At 44.1% G+C, this 17,363-nt stretch carries 22 protein-coding genes and 1 pseudogene; 15 read left to right on the top strand and 8 right to left on the bottom strand.

Annotated features, from left to right (window positions below; genetic code table 11):
• Positions 1-2 precede the first annotated feature (2 nt).
• The 3 genes from H8B21_RS08570 to H8B21_RS08560 are packed head-to-tail and all read left to right on the top strand — an operon-like array spanning position 3 to position 4,606.
• Positions 3-2,117, top strand: coding sequence for a TonB-dependent receptor plug domain-containing protein (locus H8B21_RS08570; protein WP_190313367.1), 2,115 nt, complete (start codon positions 3-5; stop codon positions 2,115-2,117).
• 9 nt (positions 2,118-2,126) lie between these two features.
• Positions 2,127-3,227: a SusC/RagA family TonB-linked outer membrane protein gene (locus tag H8B21_RS08565; RefSeq protein WP_190313366.1), complete on the top strand. Its 1,101-nt coding sequence runs from the start codon at positions 2,127-2,129 to the stop codon at positions 3,225-3,227.
• An 11-nt stretch (positions 3,228-3,238) separates the two neighbouring features.
• The gene (locus H8B21_RS08560) at positions 3,239-4,606 is read left to right on the top strand and encodes a RagB/SusD family nutrient uptake outer membrane protein (RefSeq protein ID WP_223814921.1); all 1,368 of its coding nucleotides are present in this window, start codon (positions 3,239-3,241) and stop codon (positions 4,604-4,606) included.
• 51 nt (positions 4,607-4,657) lie between these two features.
• On the opposite strand, the gene H8B21_RS08555 is transcribed toward H8B21_RS08560, so the two are convergent.
• From H8B21_RS08555 to H8B21_RS08540, 4 genes are all read right to left on the bottom strand, one after another.
• Positions 4,658-5,044 carry a hypothetical protein gene (locus tag H8B21_RS08555; protein WP_190313364.1) on the bottom strand — a complete coding sequence of 129 codons (387 nt, stop codon included), beginning with the start codon at positions 5,042-5,044 and terminating at the stop codon, positions 4,658-4,660.
• A gap of 114 nt (positions 5,045-5,158) precedes the next feature.
• Complete coding sequence (locus H8B21_RS08550) at positions 5,159-5,725, bottom strand: MauE/DoxX family redox-associated membrane protein (protein WP_190313363.1); 567 nt, start codon at positions 5,723-5,725, stop codon at positions 5,159-5,161.
• Between the two features lie 193 nt (positions 5,726-5,918).
• Entirely contained in the window at positions 5,919-6,998 is a 1,080-nt protein-coding gene (locus tag H8B21_RS08545; protein WP_190313362.1) for an AraC family transcriptional regulator, read from the bottom strand.
• An 89-nt stretch (positions 6,999-7,087) separates the two neighbouring features.
• Positions 7,088-7,480 carry a hypothetical protein gene (locus tag H8B21_RS08540; RefSeq protein WP_190313361.1) on the bottom strand — a complete coding sequence of 131 codons (393 nt, stop codon included), beginning with the start codon at positions 7,478-7,480 and terminating at the stop codon, positions 7,088-7,090.
• Between the two features lie 395 nt (positions 7,481-7,875).
• Between H8B21_RS08540 and H8B21_RS08535 the strand changes: the two genes are divergently transcribed.
• The 7 genes from H8B21_RS08535 (at position 7,876) to H8B21_RS08505 (ending at position 11,876) form a co-directional block, all read left to right on the top strand.
• Positions 7,876-8,724 carry a hypothetical protein gene (locus H8B21_RS08535; protein WP_190313360.1) on the top strand — a complete coding sequence of 283 codons (849 nt, stop codon included), beginning with the start codon at positions 7,876-7,878 and terminating at the stop codon, positions 8,722-8,724.
• Between the two features lie 105 nt (positions 8,725-8,829).
• A complete protein-coding gene (locus H8B21_RS08530) occupies positions 8,830-9,132 on the top strand; it encodes a hypothetical protein (protein ID WP_190313359.1) in 303 nt (100 codons plus the stop codon).
• 364 nt (positions 9,133-9,496) lie between these two features.
• Complete coding sequence (locus tag H8B21_RS08525) at positions 9,497-10,027, top strand: copper resistance protein NlpE (RefSeq protein WP_190313358.1); 531 nt, start codon at positions 9,497-9,499, stop codon at positions 10,025-10,027.
• A gap of 217 nt (positions 10,028-10,244) precedes the next feature.
• Positions 10,245-10,412: a hypothetical protein gene (locus tag H8B21_RS08520; RefSeq protein ID WP_190313357.1), complete on the top strand. Its 168-nt coding sequence runs from the start codon at positions 10,245-10,247 to the stop codon at positions 10,410-10,412.
• 237 nt (positions 10,413-10,649) lie between these two features.
• Positions 10,650-11,273: a fibronectin type III domain-containing protein gene (locus H8B21_RS08515; protein WP_190313356.1), complete on the top strand. Its 624-nt coding sequence runs from the start codon at positions 10,650-10,652 to the stop codon at positions 11,271-11,273.
• A gap of 19 nt (positions 11,274-11,292) precedes the next feature.
• Positions 11,293-11,688: a DUF5675 family protein gene (locus H8B21_RS08510; RefSeq protein WP_223814920.1), complete on the top strand. Its 396-nt coding sequence runs from the start codon at positions 11,293-11,295 to the stop codon at positions 11,686-11,688.
• Positions 11,685-11,876, top strand: coding sequence for a hypothetical protein (locus H8B21_RS08505; RefSeq protein WP_190313354.1), 192 nt, complete (start codon positions 11,685-11,687; stop codon positions 11,874-11,876). The genes H8B21_RS08510 and H8B21_RS08505 overlap by 4 nt, the downstream gene beginning before the upstream one ends.
• A gap of 256 nt (positions 11,877-12,132) precedes the next feature.
• Here the strand turns inward: H8B21_RS08505 and H8B21_RS20805 are convergent, their stop codons facing one another.
• Positions 12,133-12,261: a hypothetical protein gene (locus H8B21_RS20805; RefSeq protein WP_317170390.1), complete on the bottom strand. Its 129-nt coding sequence runs from the start codon at positions 12,259-12,261 to the stop codon at positions 12,133-12,135.
• 18 nt (positions 12,262-12,279) lie between these two features.
• Positions 12,280-13,581: an ATP-binding protein gene (locus H8B21_RS08500; protein ID WP_190313353.1), complete on the bottom strand. Its 1,302-nt coding sequence runs from the start codon at positions 13,579-13,581 to the stop codon at positions 12,280-12,282.
• 258 nt (positions 13,582-13,839) lie between these two features.
• Here H8B21_RS08500 and H8B21_RS20585 point away from each other — a divergent pair, with 258 nt between their 5' ends.
• From H8B21_RS20585 to H8B21_RS08480, 5 genes and pseudogenes are all read left to right on the top strand, one after another.
• A complete protein-coding gene (locus tag H8B21_RS20585) occupies positions 13,840-13,995 on the top strand; it encodes a hypothetical protein (RefSeq protein ID WP_223814919.1) in 156 nt (51 codons plus the stop codon).
• A complete protein-coding gene (locus tag H8B21_RS08495; RefSeq protein ID WP_223814918.1) occupies positions 13,961-14,653 on the top strand; it encodes an ATP-binding protein in 693 nt (230 codons plus the stop codon). The genes H8B21_RS20585 and H8B21_RS08495 overlap by 35 nt, the downstream gene beginning before the upstream one ends.
• A 260-nt stretch (positions 14,654-14,913) precedes the next feature.
• Positions 14,914-15,327: pseudogene (locus H8B21_RS08490) on the top strand (DUF5675 family protein).
• A complete protein-coding gene (locus H8B21_RS08485) occupies positions 15,324-15,518 on the top strand; it encodes a hypothetical protein (RefSeq protein WP_190313352.1) in 195 nt (64 codons plus the stop codon). The pseudogene H8B21_RS08490 and the gene H8B21_RS08485 overlap by 4 nt, the downstream one beginning before the upstream one ends.
• Entirely contained in the window at positions 15,511-15,684 is a 174-nt protein-coding gene (locus tag H8B21_RS08480; protein ID WP_190313351.1) for a hypothetical protein, read from the top strand. Before H8B21_RS08485 ends, H8B21_RS08480 begins: the two co-directional genes overlap by 8 nt.
• Before the next feature lie 64 nt (positions 15,685-15,748).
• On the opposite strand, the gene H8B21_RS08475 is transcribed toward H8B21_RS08480, so the two are convergent.
• Both H8B21_RS08475 and H8B21_RS08470 read right to left on the bottom strand, forming a co-directional pair.
• Positions 15,749-16,504: a hypothetical protein gene (locus tag H8B21_RS08475; RefSeq protein ID WP_190313350.1), complete on the bottom strand. Its 756-nt coding sequence runs from the start codon at positions 16,502-16,504 to the stop codon at positions 15,749-15,751.
• Between the two features lie 93 nt (positions 16,505-16,597).
• Positions 16,598-17,362: an SDR family NAD(P)-dependent oxidoreductase gene (locus H8B21_RS08470; protein WP_190313349.1), complete on the bottom strand. Its 765-nt coding sequence runs from the start codon at positions 17,360-17,362 to the stop codon at positions 16,598-16,600.
• Position 17,363: the final 1 nt, after the last annotated feature.

The following is a 17,363-nucleotide window of genomic DNA, read 5'->3' as shown; positions in this document are numbered from 1 at the left end:
TTATGATAAAATATAAGATCATCTTATCAGTCCTGATTATTTCTGTACTGATGAGTGTAGGGAGTGCAATTGCACAGCAGGGAAAAGGATTGAAGCGGGGAAGGGTTTGGAATAGCGAGAAAAAACCAGTAAGAGGCGCCGTAATCGGTTCTGTAGTGACGGGGTTCCGGGCGCAAACGGATGATAAAGGCTTTTTTGAAATGCTGACGGTGGAGCGGGATACGCTCACCATCAGCCACGTTGGATACGAGAAGGAAACCATTACTTCCTTCTTGCCCGCAGAACTTTTAAATATCGTCTTGACCACACGGGACAATGTGATCGACGAAGTAGAAATTAATACCGGGTATCAAACGCTGAAACCAAATGAGATTACTGGCTCCATACAGGTTATCGATAAAGAAGTGCTAAACGAACAGATGGGCGTCAACATACTGGACCGATTGCGAAACGTATCATCGGGACTACTTTTCGATAACGTTAATTTAGAGGATAACAATCGGCAGAAGCACAATTTCACAGTAAGGGGATTGAGTACGATCAATGGTCCTATTGATCCGTTGATCGTATTGGACGGATTTATATACGAGGGCAATATCGAGAACATCGATCCCAATAATGTGGAATCGATCAGTATACTCAAAGATGCCGCCGCAACTTCTATATGGGGAGCCCGTGCGGGAAATGGCGTCGTCGTGATAACGAGCAAAAAGGGTAGCGCACGGGATGGTATACAGATTTCTTTTCAGCAATCACTATTAACTGGGCAGAAGTCCGACTACACGAATTTGTATGAAATGGATGTTTCGGATTATATAGCTATCGAAGAAATGCTATTCCGTAACGGATACTACAACAACCAACTGAACCGCAATCCGGAAAGATCCGTAACACCAATGATATCTATTTTAAATAAGCGGCAGAAAGGAGTGATTACGGCAGACGATTCTTTAAGGATGGTAAATGGATTGTTGGGAAATAGCAGTAAGAAAGCATATCAAGAACATTTTCTACAGACACCTGCACTTATGCAGTCTTTTCTGGGAATAGCGCGCACGACGGATAATATGCGCTCTAATCTGGGGATAGGGTATACCAATAATCATGGAGAAAACAAGGATCGCTCCAGAAAACTAAACCTTCATTTTAACAATAGCTTGCAACTGTCTGAAAAGTTGCAGGTCGATGTGAATCTTCAATTCACGAACCAGAACATGCATTCAGGAACGCCGGGTTTTAGGACGTTCACACATGGGAGCAAATCGGTTCCTTATACAGCGTTTACCGATCAAACTGGTGCGCCGGTTCCATTTGATCTTTCCTACGATAGGGAGTTCATGGCGAGTTACTCCCCAGAGCACTTGATGTCTTGGGAGTACGTACCGCTGGAAGACTATAAACACTCCGTGTCGAACACGGATCTAACCGAGTGGTATACCGTTGCCAATATGCGTTACCAGCCGTTTAAATTTTTGAATTTTAATTCCGGCTTTCAGATTCAGGCGCAGAACGTAAACAGCTATGCTGATCACGATATGGATAGTTATTATACACGGACATTGATTAATCAATTTACGGAAATAGATCATGATCAGAATACGGTGACCTACAACATTCCAAAAGGCGGTATCCGGAAAGAGGATAGGAGCACCGTTTCTTCTTATACATGGAGAAATCAATTGGATTTTACAAAAACGTGGGCAGATTTCGATGTCAAATCCATACTTGGTGCAGAAATTCGACAAAATAAAGCACAAGGGAGCAGTATGCAGGTATATGGGTATAATAGTGATCCGCTTCGAACGGTTCCAGTAGATTATAGTAAGCCCTATGCAACGTTGCCCACCGGGGCTTCTTACAGTATTCTTGGGAGTCCAACGTATTCACAGACACTAAATCGCTTTGTTTCGCTGTATTTGAACGGAAGTATGATATATAAGCGGAAATATGGTTTCTACGCTAGTTTACGAAGGGATGGGGCAAATATCTTTGGCGCGAAAACGAACGATCAGTGGGTTCCCTTTTGGTCAGCAGGTGGTTCTTGGGAATTGTCGCAGGAAAATTTTTACCGGTCGGACCTCCTGCCGTATCTGAAATTGAGAGCTACGTACGGGTAAAGTGGCAATGTGGATTTAAGAAAGACACCATTGCCAATTGCTTCGTCGTTTTCTGCGTCGTTGACAAACTTTCCGACATTGATCATCAATTCGATGAATGATCCGACCTTGCGATGGGAAAAAGTGAGAACCTACAATATCGGTGTTGATTTTAAGTTTAAGGGGGATGTAGTGACAGGCACGCTGGAATATTATGAAAAGAAGGGAACGGATCTTTATGGCGCTGCTCCTTACGATTATACAGTGTATGGTCGTTCCGGTACGATTACAAAGAACATTGCGGAAATGGTAGGAAGGGGGATCGAAGCGCGTATTTTAGCTCATCCAGTAAAAACAGGTGCGTTTTCATGGCAACCGGAAGCGCTGATCAATTTTAATAAAAACAAGACGACGGCTTATCATCAGCAGAATTTTACAGGCCTCATATCATTTGTAGGAGCGGGTAACGCTATTGTACCGATCGTAGGTAAACCGTTGAATGCGATAGCAGCTTGGAAATGGGCAGGTCTTGACGCCGAGGGTAACCCGCAAGGCTTTCTAGCCGGACAGCCAAGTACGAATTATCTGGGCATAAGGGCCGAAGCGGCGGAGTTGGATGAAGAGGCGACAAATCTGTATTTTGTGGGTTCTTCGGTACCACAGGTGTACGGATCGTTGATCAATACGATTCGCTATAAAGATTTTCGTCTTTCTTTCAATTTTTCGTTCAAAGGCGATTATTATTTTATGCGACCGGTCACGACCTATGCTACGCTATACAGCATGGGACAGGCGCAACGTGACTTTGATGATCGGTGGCAGGAAAAAGGAGACGAACTTCAAACGGATGTCCCGGCCGTTAATTATCCGCTGAATAGAGATCGTGATGGATTTTACGCGGGTTCGGAAATTAATGTCCTCCGAGGTGATCATGTCAGGCTCGAGTACGTAAATATTGGTTGGAATACTTCTGTTCGCCTTGGACAGCGAAATTTCAACACCGTTTTGAATATGAACTTAAGCAATCTGGGCGTCGTCTGGCGTAAAAATCCTTTTGTCAGTGATCCGGCCTACCCAGAGAGCATAGCTCCGGGCAAACGGATAGGGTTAAGTTTAAAAATTGAACTGTAATGGATTGGATTATGAATTATCTTTTAAAGAATTATAGAGAGATGGCAGCGATATTGCTCAGCACGCTATCTACCTCTTGTAACGACTATCTTAACGTGAAATCAAATATGGAACTGGAGACCATTGAATCGTTAGAAAGTCTGGAACTGTTGATGGACGGTTCGCAGTTTATGAATTTTAATGTGAATTCTTTTGGCGAAGCTTCTGCAGATGATTATTGGCTGTCAGAAAATACATTTCAAGCGCAAAATGAGATTGTAAGAAATATATACACCTGGAGCCATAACAACTATCTCCATAACAACGACTGGGCAAAAGGTTATCTTCCCATTTATCACGCCAATTTGGTTATCGACAGGTGTAAGAAAGAGCAAGATAAGCTAAATACGGAGGAAAGGTGGCGAACGGTCTATGGGACAGCACTTTTTTTTAGGGCTTACCAGCATATGTGCCAAGTGTTCACTTACGCAAAAGCTTATCAAGAAGAGCAGGCAGATCACGATTTAGGAGTTGTTCTGAGGCTTTCTTCTGATCCGTCCATAGCATCCAGGCGTGCAACGAACCGAGAAACTTATGAGCAGATTGCCGGTGATCTGAAGTTATCGCTTGCGTATCTTCCTGAGCGCTCCCATCATCCTATGCGTCCTTCGAAATGGGCATCTTATGGAGCACTGGCGAGGCTATATCTGTCTATGAATGACTATAACCACGCGAAGCTGTATGCCGATAGCTGTTTGCGTATTTCGCAGAATTTATTGGATTTTAAGGACACAGACGGATTAAATATAAATGCTCGGTTTCCAATCCCGCGGTTTAACAAGGAAACTATTTTTTACGCGCAGCTTACCACGAGCCAGCCTAACTTGAATCCAAATGTAGGATTGATTGATACACTGTTATACCAAAGCTACAAAGAGAATGATCTTCGAAAGCTATATTTCTTTGAGGACAACGACGATGGCTATGTTAGCTTTTGCGGTCATTATACAGAATCCCAGAATCTGTTTGGAGGGATAACGGTTAGTGAGATTTTTCTTATCAATGCCGAAAGTTGCATAAAGTTAAATCGCGTACAAGAAGGGATGGAATGGCTCAATAAATTTCTGGCGAACCGCTATATCGATTTTATAAATTTGAATTTTTCTACGAAGGAGGAGGCTTTGAATATGGTTTTGGAAGAAAGACGAAAAGAATTAGTTATGCGGGGACTCCGTTGGATGGATGTAAAAAGACGGAATGCAGCAGGAGAGCAGATAACGTTGCGTCGAAAAATAGGCGGTAGCCAATTGTCCCTGTCTCCCAATGATAGTAGATTCGCGCTGCCTTTACCATTGGATATTGTGAATCAAACCAATATTGAACAAAATACCTACGATTAGTCACTTCAAGATAGTTTAGTGAAAAGGAGCCCGATAAGGCTCCTTTTCTTTTTAGTTCCTGTTTAGGGACTCAAATGGTTGTCCTGAACTTTGGTCAGGATCTGGAATGAAACTTGAACTACTTGTCGATAACGCTTGAATGCTTAATTTTGATGGATCAAGCTCTCTAGTGCCCGGAGTACCGGATGCTAATGCTGACTCGTCAACGACCATGGCGCAGGCATTTTGGTTACCCGTGTCACAATTTTCATTGTTTGGCTCTTCAGTCCATAAAGATTCATTTTCTACATCAGTGCTATTAGCTGGTGATCCATGAAAATATATGGTGACCGGAGCCAACATTTTACCTTCTTTGCTCTCGGTTATTTTAAAAGCCGAGAATCCTAAGATCGTTACTGCTGCCACTATGGCGGCATATAACTTTCTTGTATGTTCCATATTATTTGTTTAAATAACTGCTGATCGCTCTCCATCTTTTACGGGGCGGAATGATCACTGATTCCCCGGCGGCATTTTTTACGCTTACACCACAAACGTATAATTTAGGTTTAGCTATACCGGCCTACCCGGGAAGGGCGCAAATCTCCTCGGAAACCTTATCCGTATGAAAAAACCACCATCGTAGAGCGGGATAGCGATTGTCGATAGCGTGGGCTGGCTTCTGCCTGCGTGTGCATATTGCTCTTTTCCATGGTCTGTGGGTGCAGGCGATCCACAAAGGAATCTCCCCAGTATAGACAGGCCCAATAGCACGATGTTTGCAAGGAGGTGCCAATCCCACGATAGTCCGCTGAATACAGAGGCACATCCACAAGGACGCTTGGCATAGAAGCCAGCTACGCCTAAGCCGATGTAAATCGTAAAAGAAAGCATAAGAAAGGCGGACAGGACGTAGGTATATCCTTTTCTCGATAACACGAATAGTAATGCTAAACCCAATTCCGCCATAGGCAATGCCCAATACAATATGTTTGCCCACCCGTCAGGAAAGGGCTGCTTGAGCAATGCACGATGGAAATTCGGTAAGTCCCAAAGTTTGTCGAGTGCGACATACAACCAAAACAGCATCAGGAAGATGTGTAAACTATGTGAAGTGATATGTGTTATCCGTGTTTTCATTTCTTTTGTATCAAGCGCTGGTCATGATGAACCAGTGTCTGATACAAAAGTATAGCACGAAAAGACGCAGCTACTGACAAGAGATGATACCCCGAACTGATAAGGAGTGATAAGAAAGGCTTGTACAGGGATGCAAATACGCGTACGTATCCCGCATACGGCGACTCGGCTATTTTTTACATAAGCAGAAAGCCTATAAAGTTTTAAGATAGGATAGCGGGCTTAACCCTTTGTTTTTCTTGAAGAAATGATAAAAAGCTTCTGGCGAATTGTAATTGAGCTCGTAGGCACATTCTGTGGGGGATAATCCCGATTGGAGTAGATCACATGCTCTTTCGAGCAGTAGGTCGTCCCGGAGCTGTTGTAACGTTGTACCAAAATACCTCTTATGTAACCGGTTGATGGTGGCGAGGGTAGGCGCTAAATCGTCTTCCAGTTTTTTCAGCTCGGCGCTTTGCCCGTCGTGCGCTATATACAGGGCGAGAAGTTCGCGGGCTTCTTCCGCGATATGCCGTTCGTAATGGATTTTAGTATCCTCCTGTACGATCTTTATTCTCGAAAGGTCTATAAGGTCTAGGAGTTTGCCCATGACGAAGTGATCGTTGTTAAGCTGTGTGGGATGCAGGTTTTCGCACAGCCGCTCGATGTGATACCGCGTGCGTGGTCCCACCAAGAAATCTCTGCTGGCGAGGGGGAATTCCGACTGCTGACGGTGCGCATCAAGCAAGGGATGGATAAAATCATAGGATCGTTCATTTCCTTTTCGGAAAATAGAGGCGCGGAAATAAAAGCCAAATATTGTTGTGACGCCTTGTGGTAGATGAAATTGGTACTCATCGGTTGGGAGATAGAGATAAACGGCGCGTTGCCCGGCTACCTGGCAAACAGCATTGGTCTGCTGATCATTGACACTTATCGTGTTATTGTTCGAAAGTACATAGAGGATGTGCAGATCGGCATGGTCTGTTTCAAACGGTATGCAGCGTTCTTTTTGGAGCAAGACATCAATATAGTACAGGTATCCCTGATGTCCGTCAAACTCTTGTAATAGAGCTTCTTCACCTTTATTCTTCCAGTAGGTCGCTTCGGCGTTTCGCATCAGCGTACGGGGCTCGCTTTCCGTTAGATCGCTTAATGAACGCACTTGTTCAAAGTACGCATGCAAGCACAGATGCATGCTCTTTTTCATTAGAATAGTTTGTTTTTGAAAGGTAGTGAAGTTTGCATGAATTGCGTATGCCATCTTTTGGAAGGCAATCCATGCAAGTTTCATAATACCCGGTTTAAATGCTAAGGTAGAGAATTTTTGGATTCCCTTGGAAACGCTGTTCGGCTAGTTTCCAAGGGAAAAGGCTGATTGTTTTAGATGTTTCGCTTGTAGCGTATCCAGATGGCAAGATCAGGAATCGTTACGCTCGGTTCTGAACCAAGAGTGTATGTAACTTGGTCCATGCCATTTAAAATAAGGTCTTTGAGGTCTGTGCTGTCATCCTCCGCACGTGTCTCTTTGTAAAACTGTACGGGCATACGCTGTTCATAACGGTCGGCAATCGCATGGGCAAGTCGTTGGGTAAAATCATCCGGCATGATCGCCAGTTGCTGTTCTTGGTTGGGATGCAAGTCAAATTTGTCTCTTATCCATCCCTTAAAATCGCTACGGATGTAGGCGACTTCGGCGGCCAATTCAGCCGCCGGAAGCGCGATCGTAGAAGTCTGCAGCAGGGCAACGCCTGCATTGTCAAAAAGCTGTTTCATATTATTTTTGTTTTAAAATCTGTTAGCCAAATAAGAACTTCCGATAATATGAAGCAAGCCGGTAGCACCGAAAAAACTCCCAGATAATAGTTTTTCGATTTGGGAGGAAAGAAAAAATTCCCAAATAATTGTTTTCATCTTTAGGGAGATTAGCCATGCCGATAGACCAATGGCTAATTTTTCTGTTTTAGAACGATTTTTATTTGTGCTTTTAAAGAAATTTATTACTTTAGTAGTTGAACTGAATAATGACGTGTGCGGACGTACCGCAATAACCAAAATATAATAATTTGAAGTCTTTTATTGTTTTTCTTTTTGCATTCATAGCGGCAACCCTATTTAATTTAAGGTTGTTGCACCCGGGAGTGCTGGATAGGGTTAGCAGTGGGAATTTTATGCCCTTAACCCTGGGCGTCGCCGTACTTTTTTGTGTTTATGCTGTTTGGATTGGGACGCAGCATATATGGATACAGGCGAATAGATATGACTGGACCATCAATAAGCAAACCATAGGCTGGGTGTCTAAGAGGCTGTGGCCAATCTATTTGATACGTGTGGTGCTGCCGGTGTTGATTACTCATATACTTATAGTTTGGTTGGCTGTTTCAGCCACCGATGATCCCGTGGGTTATTTATTTTTTCATATTGTAACCTATGTACCGATCTTGTTCCTATTCATCGGGGGCTACAGTTTATTTTTATGGTATCACCCCGGTTATATATTAACAACGAATTTTTTCAGGGCGAGGGAAAAAGACAATACAGTAGAAGAACCAGACGATGAGCAGGGAGATCTTTATATATACATGCCGTTTTACGATATAATGAAGCAAACGCAGATAGGGCCCGTCAGGGAAAATGGGCAAGTACGTTTTTTGGATATTTTCGCCATTTACGGTAAACGGGGAGGCCGATTTGTGTTCCTCACCAACGGCGAGAAAGTATTTGCCGACAAGATTATGCAAGAGCTAGAAGATAGGGGGCTGGATCGATGGATATTAAAGATATCACGGAACTATAGCATCAATATGTTGCTGGTACTATATACGATAGATACGCGTAATAAAACGTTGAAACTGCAGCCGGAGGTATATAACAGTCTTTTAAAGAACTTGAGACCGGCCGAAATTAAGGCAATATGCACCATTGGTCCGGGAATGAAAAATACTTTGGTAGAGGATTTTTTGGCTGATAATGAGACAATGGATTACGAAAGTTGGGATGACTTTATTCCATTGCATTAATTTTTTTCATCCCTATTTGTAAAACCTATTCAACAGGAGTGGGCCGGTCATGTGTTGGCCTGGCAGAAAGCTGTTCGGCTGTTGCTTTTTTTAATATTTCCAATTATGCAAAGCGGACTGAATCATGTAATCGAATTACTAACCAACATTAAGAACTTATTGAGTGAACTGGTCAAATTGTTTCGCGAACTTGTCGATATCAAACGGCAACAGCGCGTGCCGCTGCAGGAGCGCCACATCTGGACAAAAGAACAGGTACTGGAGAAGATGAATATGACCGAACCGACCTACAACCGTAATCTGAAAAAAGAAATACTCGATCCAATGCGTTTGAGCGGTGGCGATTTGTATTTTGAAGAAGATTTAATCGAAGCATTGAAGAAAAGTAGGAGAAGCGGAAAGATATAAGTTTTTTTCGCTTGATCAGTACGGCGATTTATTTATACATGTTGGTGCCAGTACGCGTGTCCTGTCGTTTTTGTCAGATGACTGATCGATGGTATGCGGTGCGGCATCGACATGTTATTCAAATCCTGTCAAACGCTAATTTGGAGCTGGGTAAGCTTATACGATAAAGACAGCGCAATGCCTATGCGGTATTTATACGGTAACGATTTGTTTTCTACTGTAATGCTCGGGGGTTATTACCCGAAGTGAAAAATAGGAGAACCAATCGCGACCCTGTCTTGTCTTGTTTTTAAAGGCTCTTGTACGTAATGGAACAGAGCAGTGACAACAGATGTAAAGTATATTTTTAAATAAATAGATGATTATGATATCAAAAAAGCCCACAATCCGGAGATCCAACTGGATGTACATATGTTTATTAGGTTTAGTATGCGCGTGGTCATGCGGCGATTCAGGAAATCGTCAAGCGAACGATGGCACTGCAACAAATACTACTGAAAACGCCACCCAGGGTAGCGCGGCGCCCGGAGATCAGGCTGGCACTCCAGCGGATGCGGATGTAGCGACCACGGATGTGTCGGTCAACCCCAGCGATTTCGAGGGAACCTACGAAGGAACGGTTCCTTGTGAGGATTGTGACGGCATACAAACGACCATCGTGATCAATAATGATCGTACGTATAGAATAAGCAGTACCTATCTGGGTAAAAATAAAACGCTAGAGGATAACGGACTTTACGAATTGATCCAAAATGCATCCGTCATACACCTTAAAGGTAAAGATACCGACTTGAAGCTTAGAATCGACGAAGATAGGCTATTCGAGTTGGACGCCGATGGCAAGGTGGTGCAGGGACGTAACGCACCGCAGTACGTCTATACGAAAAAACAATAAGATCAAAGCTGTCGCAGCAAACCTCTTTATCTTGATCGCAAAGAAAAGTACCACCTACTTTTCCAACAACTGCTGGTACGAATCATCCAGCTGTTAACCACCATTAAAAACTGATGGAGCATGCTTGTCATGCTTTTTTTGCATAATCAGCGTGGCTATGTACTTGTACATGTTGATGCCTGCACGTGACTTATTGATGTTGTCCCATGACTGAGCGATGATGTTGCCTGCGGCATCGACATTGTCCGGTGCGGAAATGGTTTGCTTCCCTGACTTGGCCGTTATGATCTTTGCGTTTGCGATGCATGCACAGGACTTGTCGCCTATGTACCCTGACTTGTTGATCAACTCCGGGGACTTGGTCGTGTTGTTGCCTGACTTATGATGTTTGTCCCTGTACTTGTCGATTATGTGCCTTGACTTGTTCGCTATGTACAGTGACAAAGCGGCTAACTACATGGAGGTAGGCGCTATGTACATGTACATAATCGCGCTTTTTCCGGTTAATTTTTATCAAATCTTATCAATTTCTATCAAATCCTATCAAAAGTTCATTTGAGGCAGTGTTACTTTATACGTTTGTACTGTTCGATCTCGCGAGGAGAACATAAAAAGACAAAAAATGGCTACAAAATTTAAAGCGCTTATCGGCTTTACACGAATGAAAGACGATGAGCTCATGGTAACCGCTGCAACGATCATCGGTGCCATGACAGACAATGTACATTTCGAACAACCGACGCCGACATTGGAATCGGTACAGCAACTGGTCGATGATTTCTCGACGAAGCTGTCAGCCGCAAGACGACGCGGTTCACCAGAGGAAACGGCCCTCAAAAATGAAAGCCGCCTGCCGTTAGAGGCTGCGTTACGCCAGTTGGCGTATTATGTAAACGGAACGGCGGATGGACACTTATCTACGCTGTTGAGCTCTGGGTTCCCTACAAATGGTGCTAACGGAACCGTACAGGTGCCGTTGAAAGTAGAAAGCCTAAAGCTGAGCGATGGGAGGCAATCCGGACAGGTGAGGTTAGATTTTGAGAAACAGCGGAACGTGTTAATGTATGAGTATCAATACCGGTTGCAGGGAGAGAGTGACTGGAGTGAACGTCTCGTAACAAGTTCTTCCCGAGCAAATATCATCGCACCGCTGATGGTAGCTGAACGATACGAAGTTCGGGTACGTGCTTTGAATACGCAGGGCACAGGGGATTGGAGTGACAATGCAAATATTTTGGTGAGATAAGATGGCATTGAAAAGCACCTTGGTTCTCCGACGGACTTACGGAGAACAGGGAACCAACGGAACGATTTATTTCGACGGCGAGCAGGTTTGCCATACCATCGAGCTACCCGACCGGAATAATATACAGCGTTTAAGCTGTATCCCGGAGGGATGTTATAAGCTGGAAAAGCGGAAGTATACCAAGCACGGAGAGCAAATCGGTATCCCGGCTGTTCTGGGACGCGAAGCCATCTTGATCCACGCCGCCAACAACGCCATGAAGCAACTAATGGGCTGCATCGCACCTGTCACCGAGCTCACCGGCGAGGGCACGGGTATTGAAAGTCGTAAAGCGTTGGATAAACTTAAGGCCCTGGTCTACACTCTATGGGAGCAGGGAGATGAAGTGTTTCTTTTAATCCGGGAGGGGCGATGAAAAAGGTCATCCGAAAAATCAGCCAGGCAGTACAGGTGGTACTGCTGGCGCCCATCAAGCTTCCGGCGAAGGCGATGAGCGTGTTGAAGTACATCGCGGTTGGATTAGGTATCATCGAGCAGGTGATGGACGGGAAAGATAACCCTGAAGCCGAAAGAAAGGAGGGCAGCGATGAGGCTCATGAGTAATGTGCAGTATGGAACACTCGGTGGCACGATCTGCTCGCTTTGGAACAGCTTTGACTGGAGCAACCTTTTGCACACGACATTGGTAGCTGTCATAGGTGCTGCGGTCAGCTACCTGACCAGTCGGCTTCTCGAAGGCAAGCGACGAAGGCGACGACGGTAATTGGTAAGTTTCTTTTTTTGGTTTATGTTGTTGAGAACTCCCGGGGTGTATGCCTCGGGAGTTTTTTTATGGTAATATCAGAAGGTTGTCTTTCTATTAAGAATTGCCATATAAATTAGATTCTCCACCATTGATGGCAATAGTCCGTATACCATCTTTACCGTACTCGATAGCGGCATTTTTAGTCATACCAGCTACAGCGTGCTTAGTCGCTACGTAGGGTATGTGCCGTTATGTAGCGCCCTACTCGAATAGGTTGGGCGCTGTTGTTAACGCATACAAGGGTATGTTAGTCATCCAGTCCTCTTCTCGATAATTGCTCATAGAGGTTCGTATAGCTGTGTCGGGCTTATACTTGTCGTAATAAACGCGAAGGCTTTTGGCCTGCAGGTTTTCTTCGGCTTTTACCTCTATCGGTATGATTTTGCCGTTTTTTTGAATTAAAAAGTCTATTTCGGCTCTCGAATTTTCCAAAGACCAATAGTAGATACTCATGTCTCCGCGGGCGGTTAATTCTTGCAATACGTATTGTTCTGTCAATGCGCCTTTAAATTCCTGGAATAACGCTTGGCCTTCTAGCAAAGTGCGCACATCTAAATCGGTCATAGCTCCTAATAGACCTACATCTACCAAAAAGATTTTAAACGAATTGAAATCCTCATAAGCTTTAAGCGGTATACAAGGCTTAGTTACATTATGCACGCGGTGTACTAGACCACAGTCAATCAACCAAGCGATTGCGAGCTCATAATCCTTGGAGCGTGCACCTTGCCGAATAATACCATATATAAATTTTTTATTCTCTTTTGCCAACTGTGCTGGAATAGAGTTCCATAGCATGCGTATGCGTGGTACGATCGAACTAGGAGCATGTTTGGAGAAATCTTGCTCGTACGCGGCAAGAATTCTTTTTTGTATCTCGCGTACTTGCTGGAAGTTTTTGTTTTCAGCAAACGCAGTTACCGCTTCAGGCATCCCGCCAACGTAATAATACTGTCGCAGAAGTTCCACATAGCGAGATGAGAATCCAGCAATGAGTGTCCAATCGGGACTCTCCAACAGGCTTACGAGCGCACGTTCTCCTAATGCTGCAGCAAACTCGGAAAATCGTAGTGGGTATAAATCTAAAAATTCAACCTTGCCTACCGGAAATGACGTATGGCGCGTCAATGCTACTCCCAACAGTGATCCGGCACAGATAATATCATATTGAGGAGCATTCTCGTAAAAATATTTCAACGAGGTAATTGCCTCGGGTGATTCCTGTATTTCATCAATGATGATTAAGGTATCCGCATCGATAGGCATACCGGTCTCAATCTGAAGGCCTAACAAAATGCGGTCGATGTTGAAGTCTAGCTTAAACAAATCACGGATTACAGCATTACTCTCCATATTAACATAAGCTACGTTTTTATATTCTGTTTTACCAAAATGTTTCATTAACCATGTTTTGCCCACCTGGCGTGCACCACGGATAATAAGTGGTTTATGCGATTTTCGCCCTTTCCACTCAAGTAGCTTTTCGTAAAGATCACGTCTCATGAAAACAAAAATACAAAAATATGTACGACTTTTTGTATGATCACTACACTTTTATGTACGACTTTTTGTGTAAACACTACACTTTTATGTACGAGTTTTGAATTTCGTGCGTGAAAAACGGTGCCCGATGAGTGGGTATACGCTGTCAATAGCTGCCCTGCTGTTGTTCTGCTCTACTTTGTGGGTTTTAATATCGTGAATAATCTGATTAATTACACGAAGACGGGGGGGGGTGATTTGTAGTTTCAAAACTGCAAAATGGATACACTTCTAAACTTTCAGGATATTTTGTTGCAAAGTGTTACGAATGATTTTCGTAGATATCTTCATGAAAAGATCAATTGGAATCAGCGCATGATCGGTATCAAGGGGCCGCGCGGTGCTGGAAAAACAACGCTATTGCTCCAGCATTAGCCAAGAGATCGCATCGAACGTGCGCCCGTTGCAGGTATTTGCCCAATATTTGGAAAAAGGATATCTGCCCATTTTTACGGAAGGTGAAATGGAGTACCTTCCCAAGCTCCAACAGATCATCAATGCTGTGGTAGATACTGACCTCGCGTATATCGCATCTTATAATGCGGGGACAGCGGTAAAAGTGAAAAAGCTACTCGGCGTTATTGCGGAGTCTGCTCCTTTTAAACCAAATATCTCAGCCTTATCAGGTAAGTTGAACATTTCGCGTGACCGCGTATTGGAGTATATTTACCAGCTTAGGGATGCGAGGTTGCTGAATGTTCTTTCTGTAGCAGGCAAAGGCGTATCTAAGCTTCAAAAGCCAGACAAAATCTTTTTGGAAAATCCAAACCTTTCCTATACTATAAGTAACAGACCGGATAAAGGCAATTTAAGAGAAACTTTTCTCCTGGGACAATTGCTGAATGCTGGATTTGATGTGTTTGAGCCAGATACTGGCGACTTTTTAGTTAATGATATCCATATCGAGGTAGGGGACAAGAACAAATCGATTAAGCAAGTGCGAGATATGAAATCTTATGTCGTCGCAGCGGATGATATGGAGATTGGTTTTGGAACCAAAGTACCACTGTGGTTATTCGGGTTTTTATATTAGCAAGCTGATGGCCGGACGAAGATCCATTGATACATATGATATCCGAGGGCGTTTGTAAAATGAGAATTTTGGAACGTGCGATTAATCCGTTGCTAAATAAGCATGGGCTGGTATAACATGTATTGTCTTGCCGTTCTGCATAAAGTGGTCTGTCTGTGAAAAGTTGACGGCAGCTGAACGCTATGAAGTGCGGGTGCGTGCGCTAAATACGCGAGGAACCGGGGACTGGATTGATAACGCAACGATCGTGGTAAGATAGTATGGCATTGAAGAGCACCTTGGTTCTCCGACGGACTTACGGAGAACAGGGAACCAACGGAACGATTTACTTCGACGGTGAGAAAATCTGCCATACGATCGAACTACCTTGGCGTAATAACTTACAGCGTTTGAGCTGTATCCCGTAAGGATGCTATAAGCTGGAAAAGCGGAAGTATACCAAACATGGAGAGCAGATCGGTATTCCGGCTGTCCTCGGGCGGGAAGCGATCTTGATCCATACCGCCAACGATGCGATGAAGCAATTGATGGGCTGTATCGCGCCTGTCACGACGCTCACGGGCGAAGGTACGGGTGATGAAAGCGGTAAAGCCTTAGCGAAACTTAAGGCATTGGTTTACAGTTTATGGGGTCAGGGAGATGAAGTGTTTCTTTTAATCCGGGAGGGGCGATGAAAAAGGTCATCCGAAAAATCAGCCAGGCAGTACAGGTCGTACTGCTGGCACCGATCAAACTGCCGGCTAAGGCTATGAACGTATTGAGGTATGTTGCAGTCGGATTGGGTATTATCGAGCAGGTGATGGATGATGGGAAAGATAACCCCGGAGCAGAGAGAAAGGAGGGAAGCGATGAGGCTCATGAGTAATGTGCAGTTTGGTACACTCGGTGGCACGCTCTGCTCGGTCTGGAACAGCTTCGACTGGAGCAATCTCTTGCATACGGCGTTGATCGCGGTGGTGGGTGCTGCGGTAAGCTACTTAACTAGCCGCTTGTTGGAAGGTAGACGGCGAAGGCGTAGACGTGATTGGTAATTTGTTGGTTTAATGTAATGTGAACTCCCGCGGCGCAGGCCTCGGGAGTTTTTTTATATTTTTATCAGTATTTATCGTACAAGATGTCACTCATCATGACGACATTTCTCGCTGGGTTTTGTTTGTAAATCTCAAAATCACCATACAGAATCGTGTATTCCTTTGTCTTTCTGTAATTATCGTCCTGTATTTTTTTGATCTCGTCGGCCGCATCCTTGTTAAAAATCAGTAGTTCGATCGTATAAACGGTTTCTGCTTCCATGGGGCGATCCGGCATAATCGTTATGGAACCGCCTTTACTGTAATCAATCTGGACATACCTGTCTTTTCCTGTCCATTCGTAAAACTCATCCGTAGTCGTAGGGCGATTAAAAGAAGAAGCGCCATATTCTTTATGGAGTACGTCAATCAAATGTTGATATACGGTGTCTGAAGTAACTTCAACAGTGGCCAAAACCGCTACGGTCTTACTGTGACGTGTTAAAAAGGCAATCTGACGAAAATATAAATCTTGATAATACGCTATACTGTCGGACACCTTGCTGTAATAGGCTTTACCATATAAGGATTGATCGCCGTTCCATTTGTTTACTTTGTGACCAGTTGGATAATCAAATGGGTCGGATAGTCCTTCTTCAATAAAGCTTGCTGTCGCATTCTTAGAGCTATCAATATTTCCTTTCAGTAGGATCTGCGGATCTTCTTCGAAGTTGATTTGCGCTAAGTTTAAACCATGTTTTTCAACGGATACTTCTTTCTCTCCTTTTTGACCACAAGAAATCATGAACGTCACTAGTGCTATAGCAATAAGATTCTTCATATCATAAATTTTGACCGAATCTACATAAAAAAACTTTTCCAAGCGCGTAAGCTATTCGTGTAGGTACGCGCCTGAAACTTTAACAACAACATGTTAGAAACCAAAAGCAAGCGCGCCACCATCTACACTAAAATCCTGTCCGGTGATATAGGTTGCCGCCGGCGAGGCTAAAAAGCAGGTCATAGCAGAGAGCTCTTCAGGACGTCCAAAACGATGTAGCGGCATCCTGTTCAGTATCTTTGTCTTTCGATCAGGATCCATCACTTGCTGGCTCATGAGGGAAGGAAACCATCCCGGCGAAATAGAATTGACGAGTATATTGTCACGGCTCCATTCGACGGCTAAGCCTCTCGTGATCCCCAAGACAGCAGATTTCGACGAAGAGTAGGGCACAACCTCAGAAAAACCTAGATAGGAAGCCATAGAGGCTATGTTGATAATCCGACCCACATGTGGAGATTGTTTTAAGAAAGGGTAGGCAACCTGTGCACATTTAAAGACGCTGTTTACGTTCACCTCGTGGATAGCCTGCCACTGTTCTTCGGTGATGTCCTCCGCTCTACAACGCTGAGTTATTCCAGCATTGTTAACCAATACGTCTATACCGCCGGCATTTCCGATGTCGCTAAATTTCCGAAGAATGTCTGCTGCGCAAGAAACATCCAGGACATCGAAATGTACATTATCGGGAATAGCAATATCAGTCTCTACTTTAGGTTTTCCTGTTCGGCTGAGGGCAAATACATCGGCGCCACAGTTTGCCAGTGCAATGGCCTGACTCAGCCCCAAACCGCTGGAAGCGCCAGTTACGATGATTCGAAGCCCTTTTAAGGAAAATGTTTTCTCAAGATAATTCATA

The organism is Sphingobacterium chuzhouense (assembly GCF_014692525.1).
Classification (GTDB): Bacteria; Bacteroidota; Bacteroidia; order Sphingobacteriales; family Sphingobacteriaceae; genus Sphingobacterium; species Sphingobacterium chuzhouense.
Note: the sequence above shows the minus strand (reverse complement) of the source record. Positions and strands in the feature narration are given on the sequence as shown.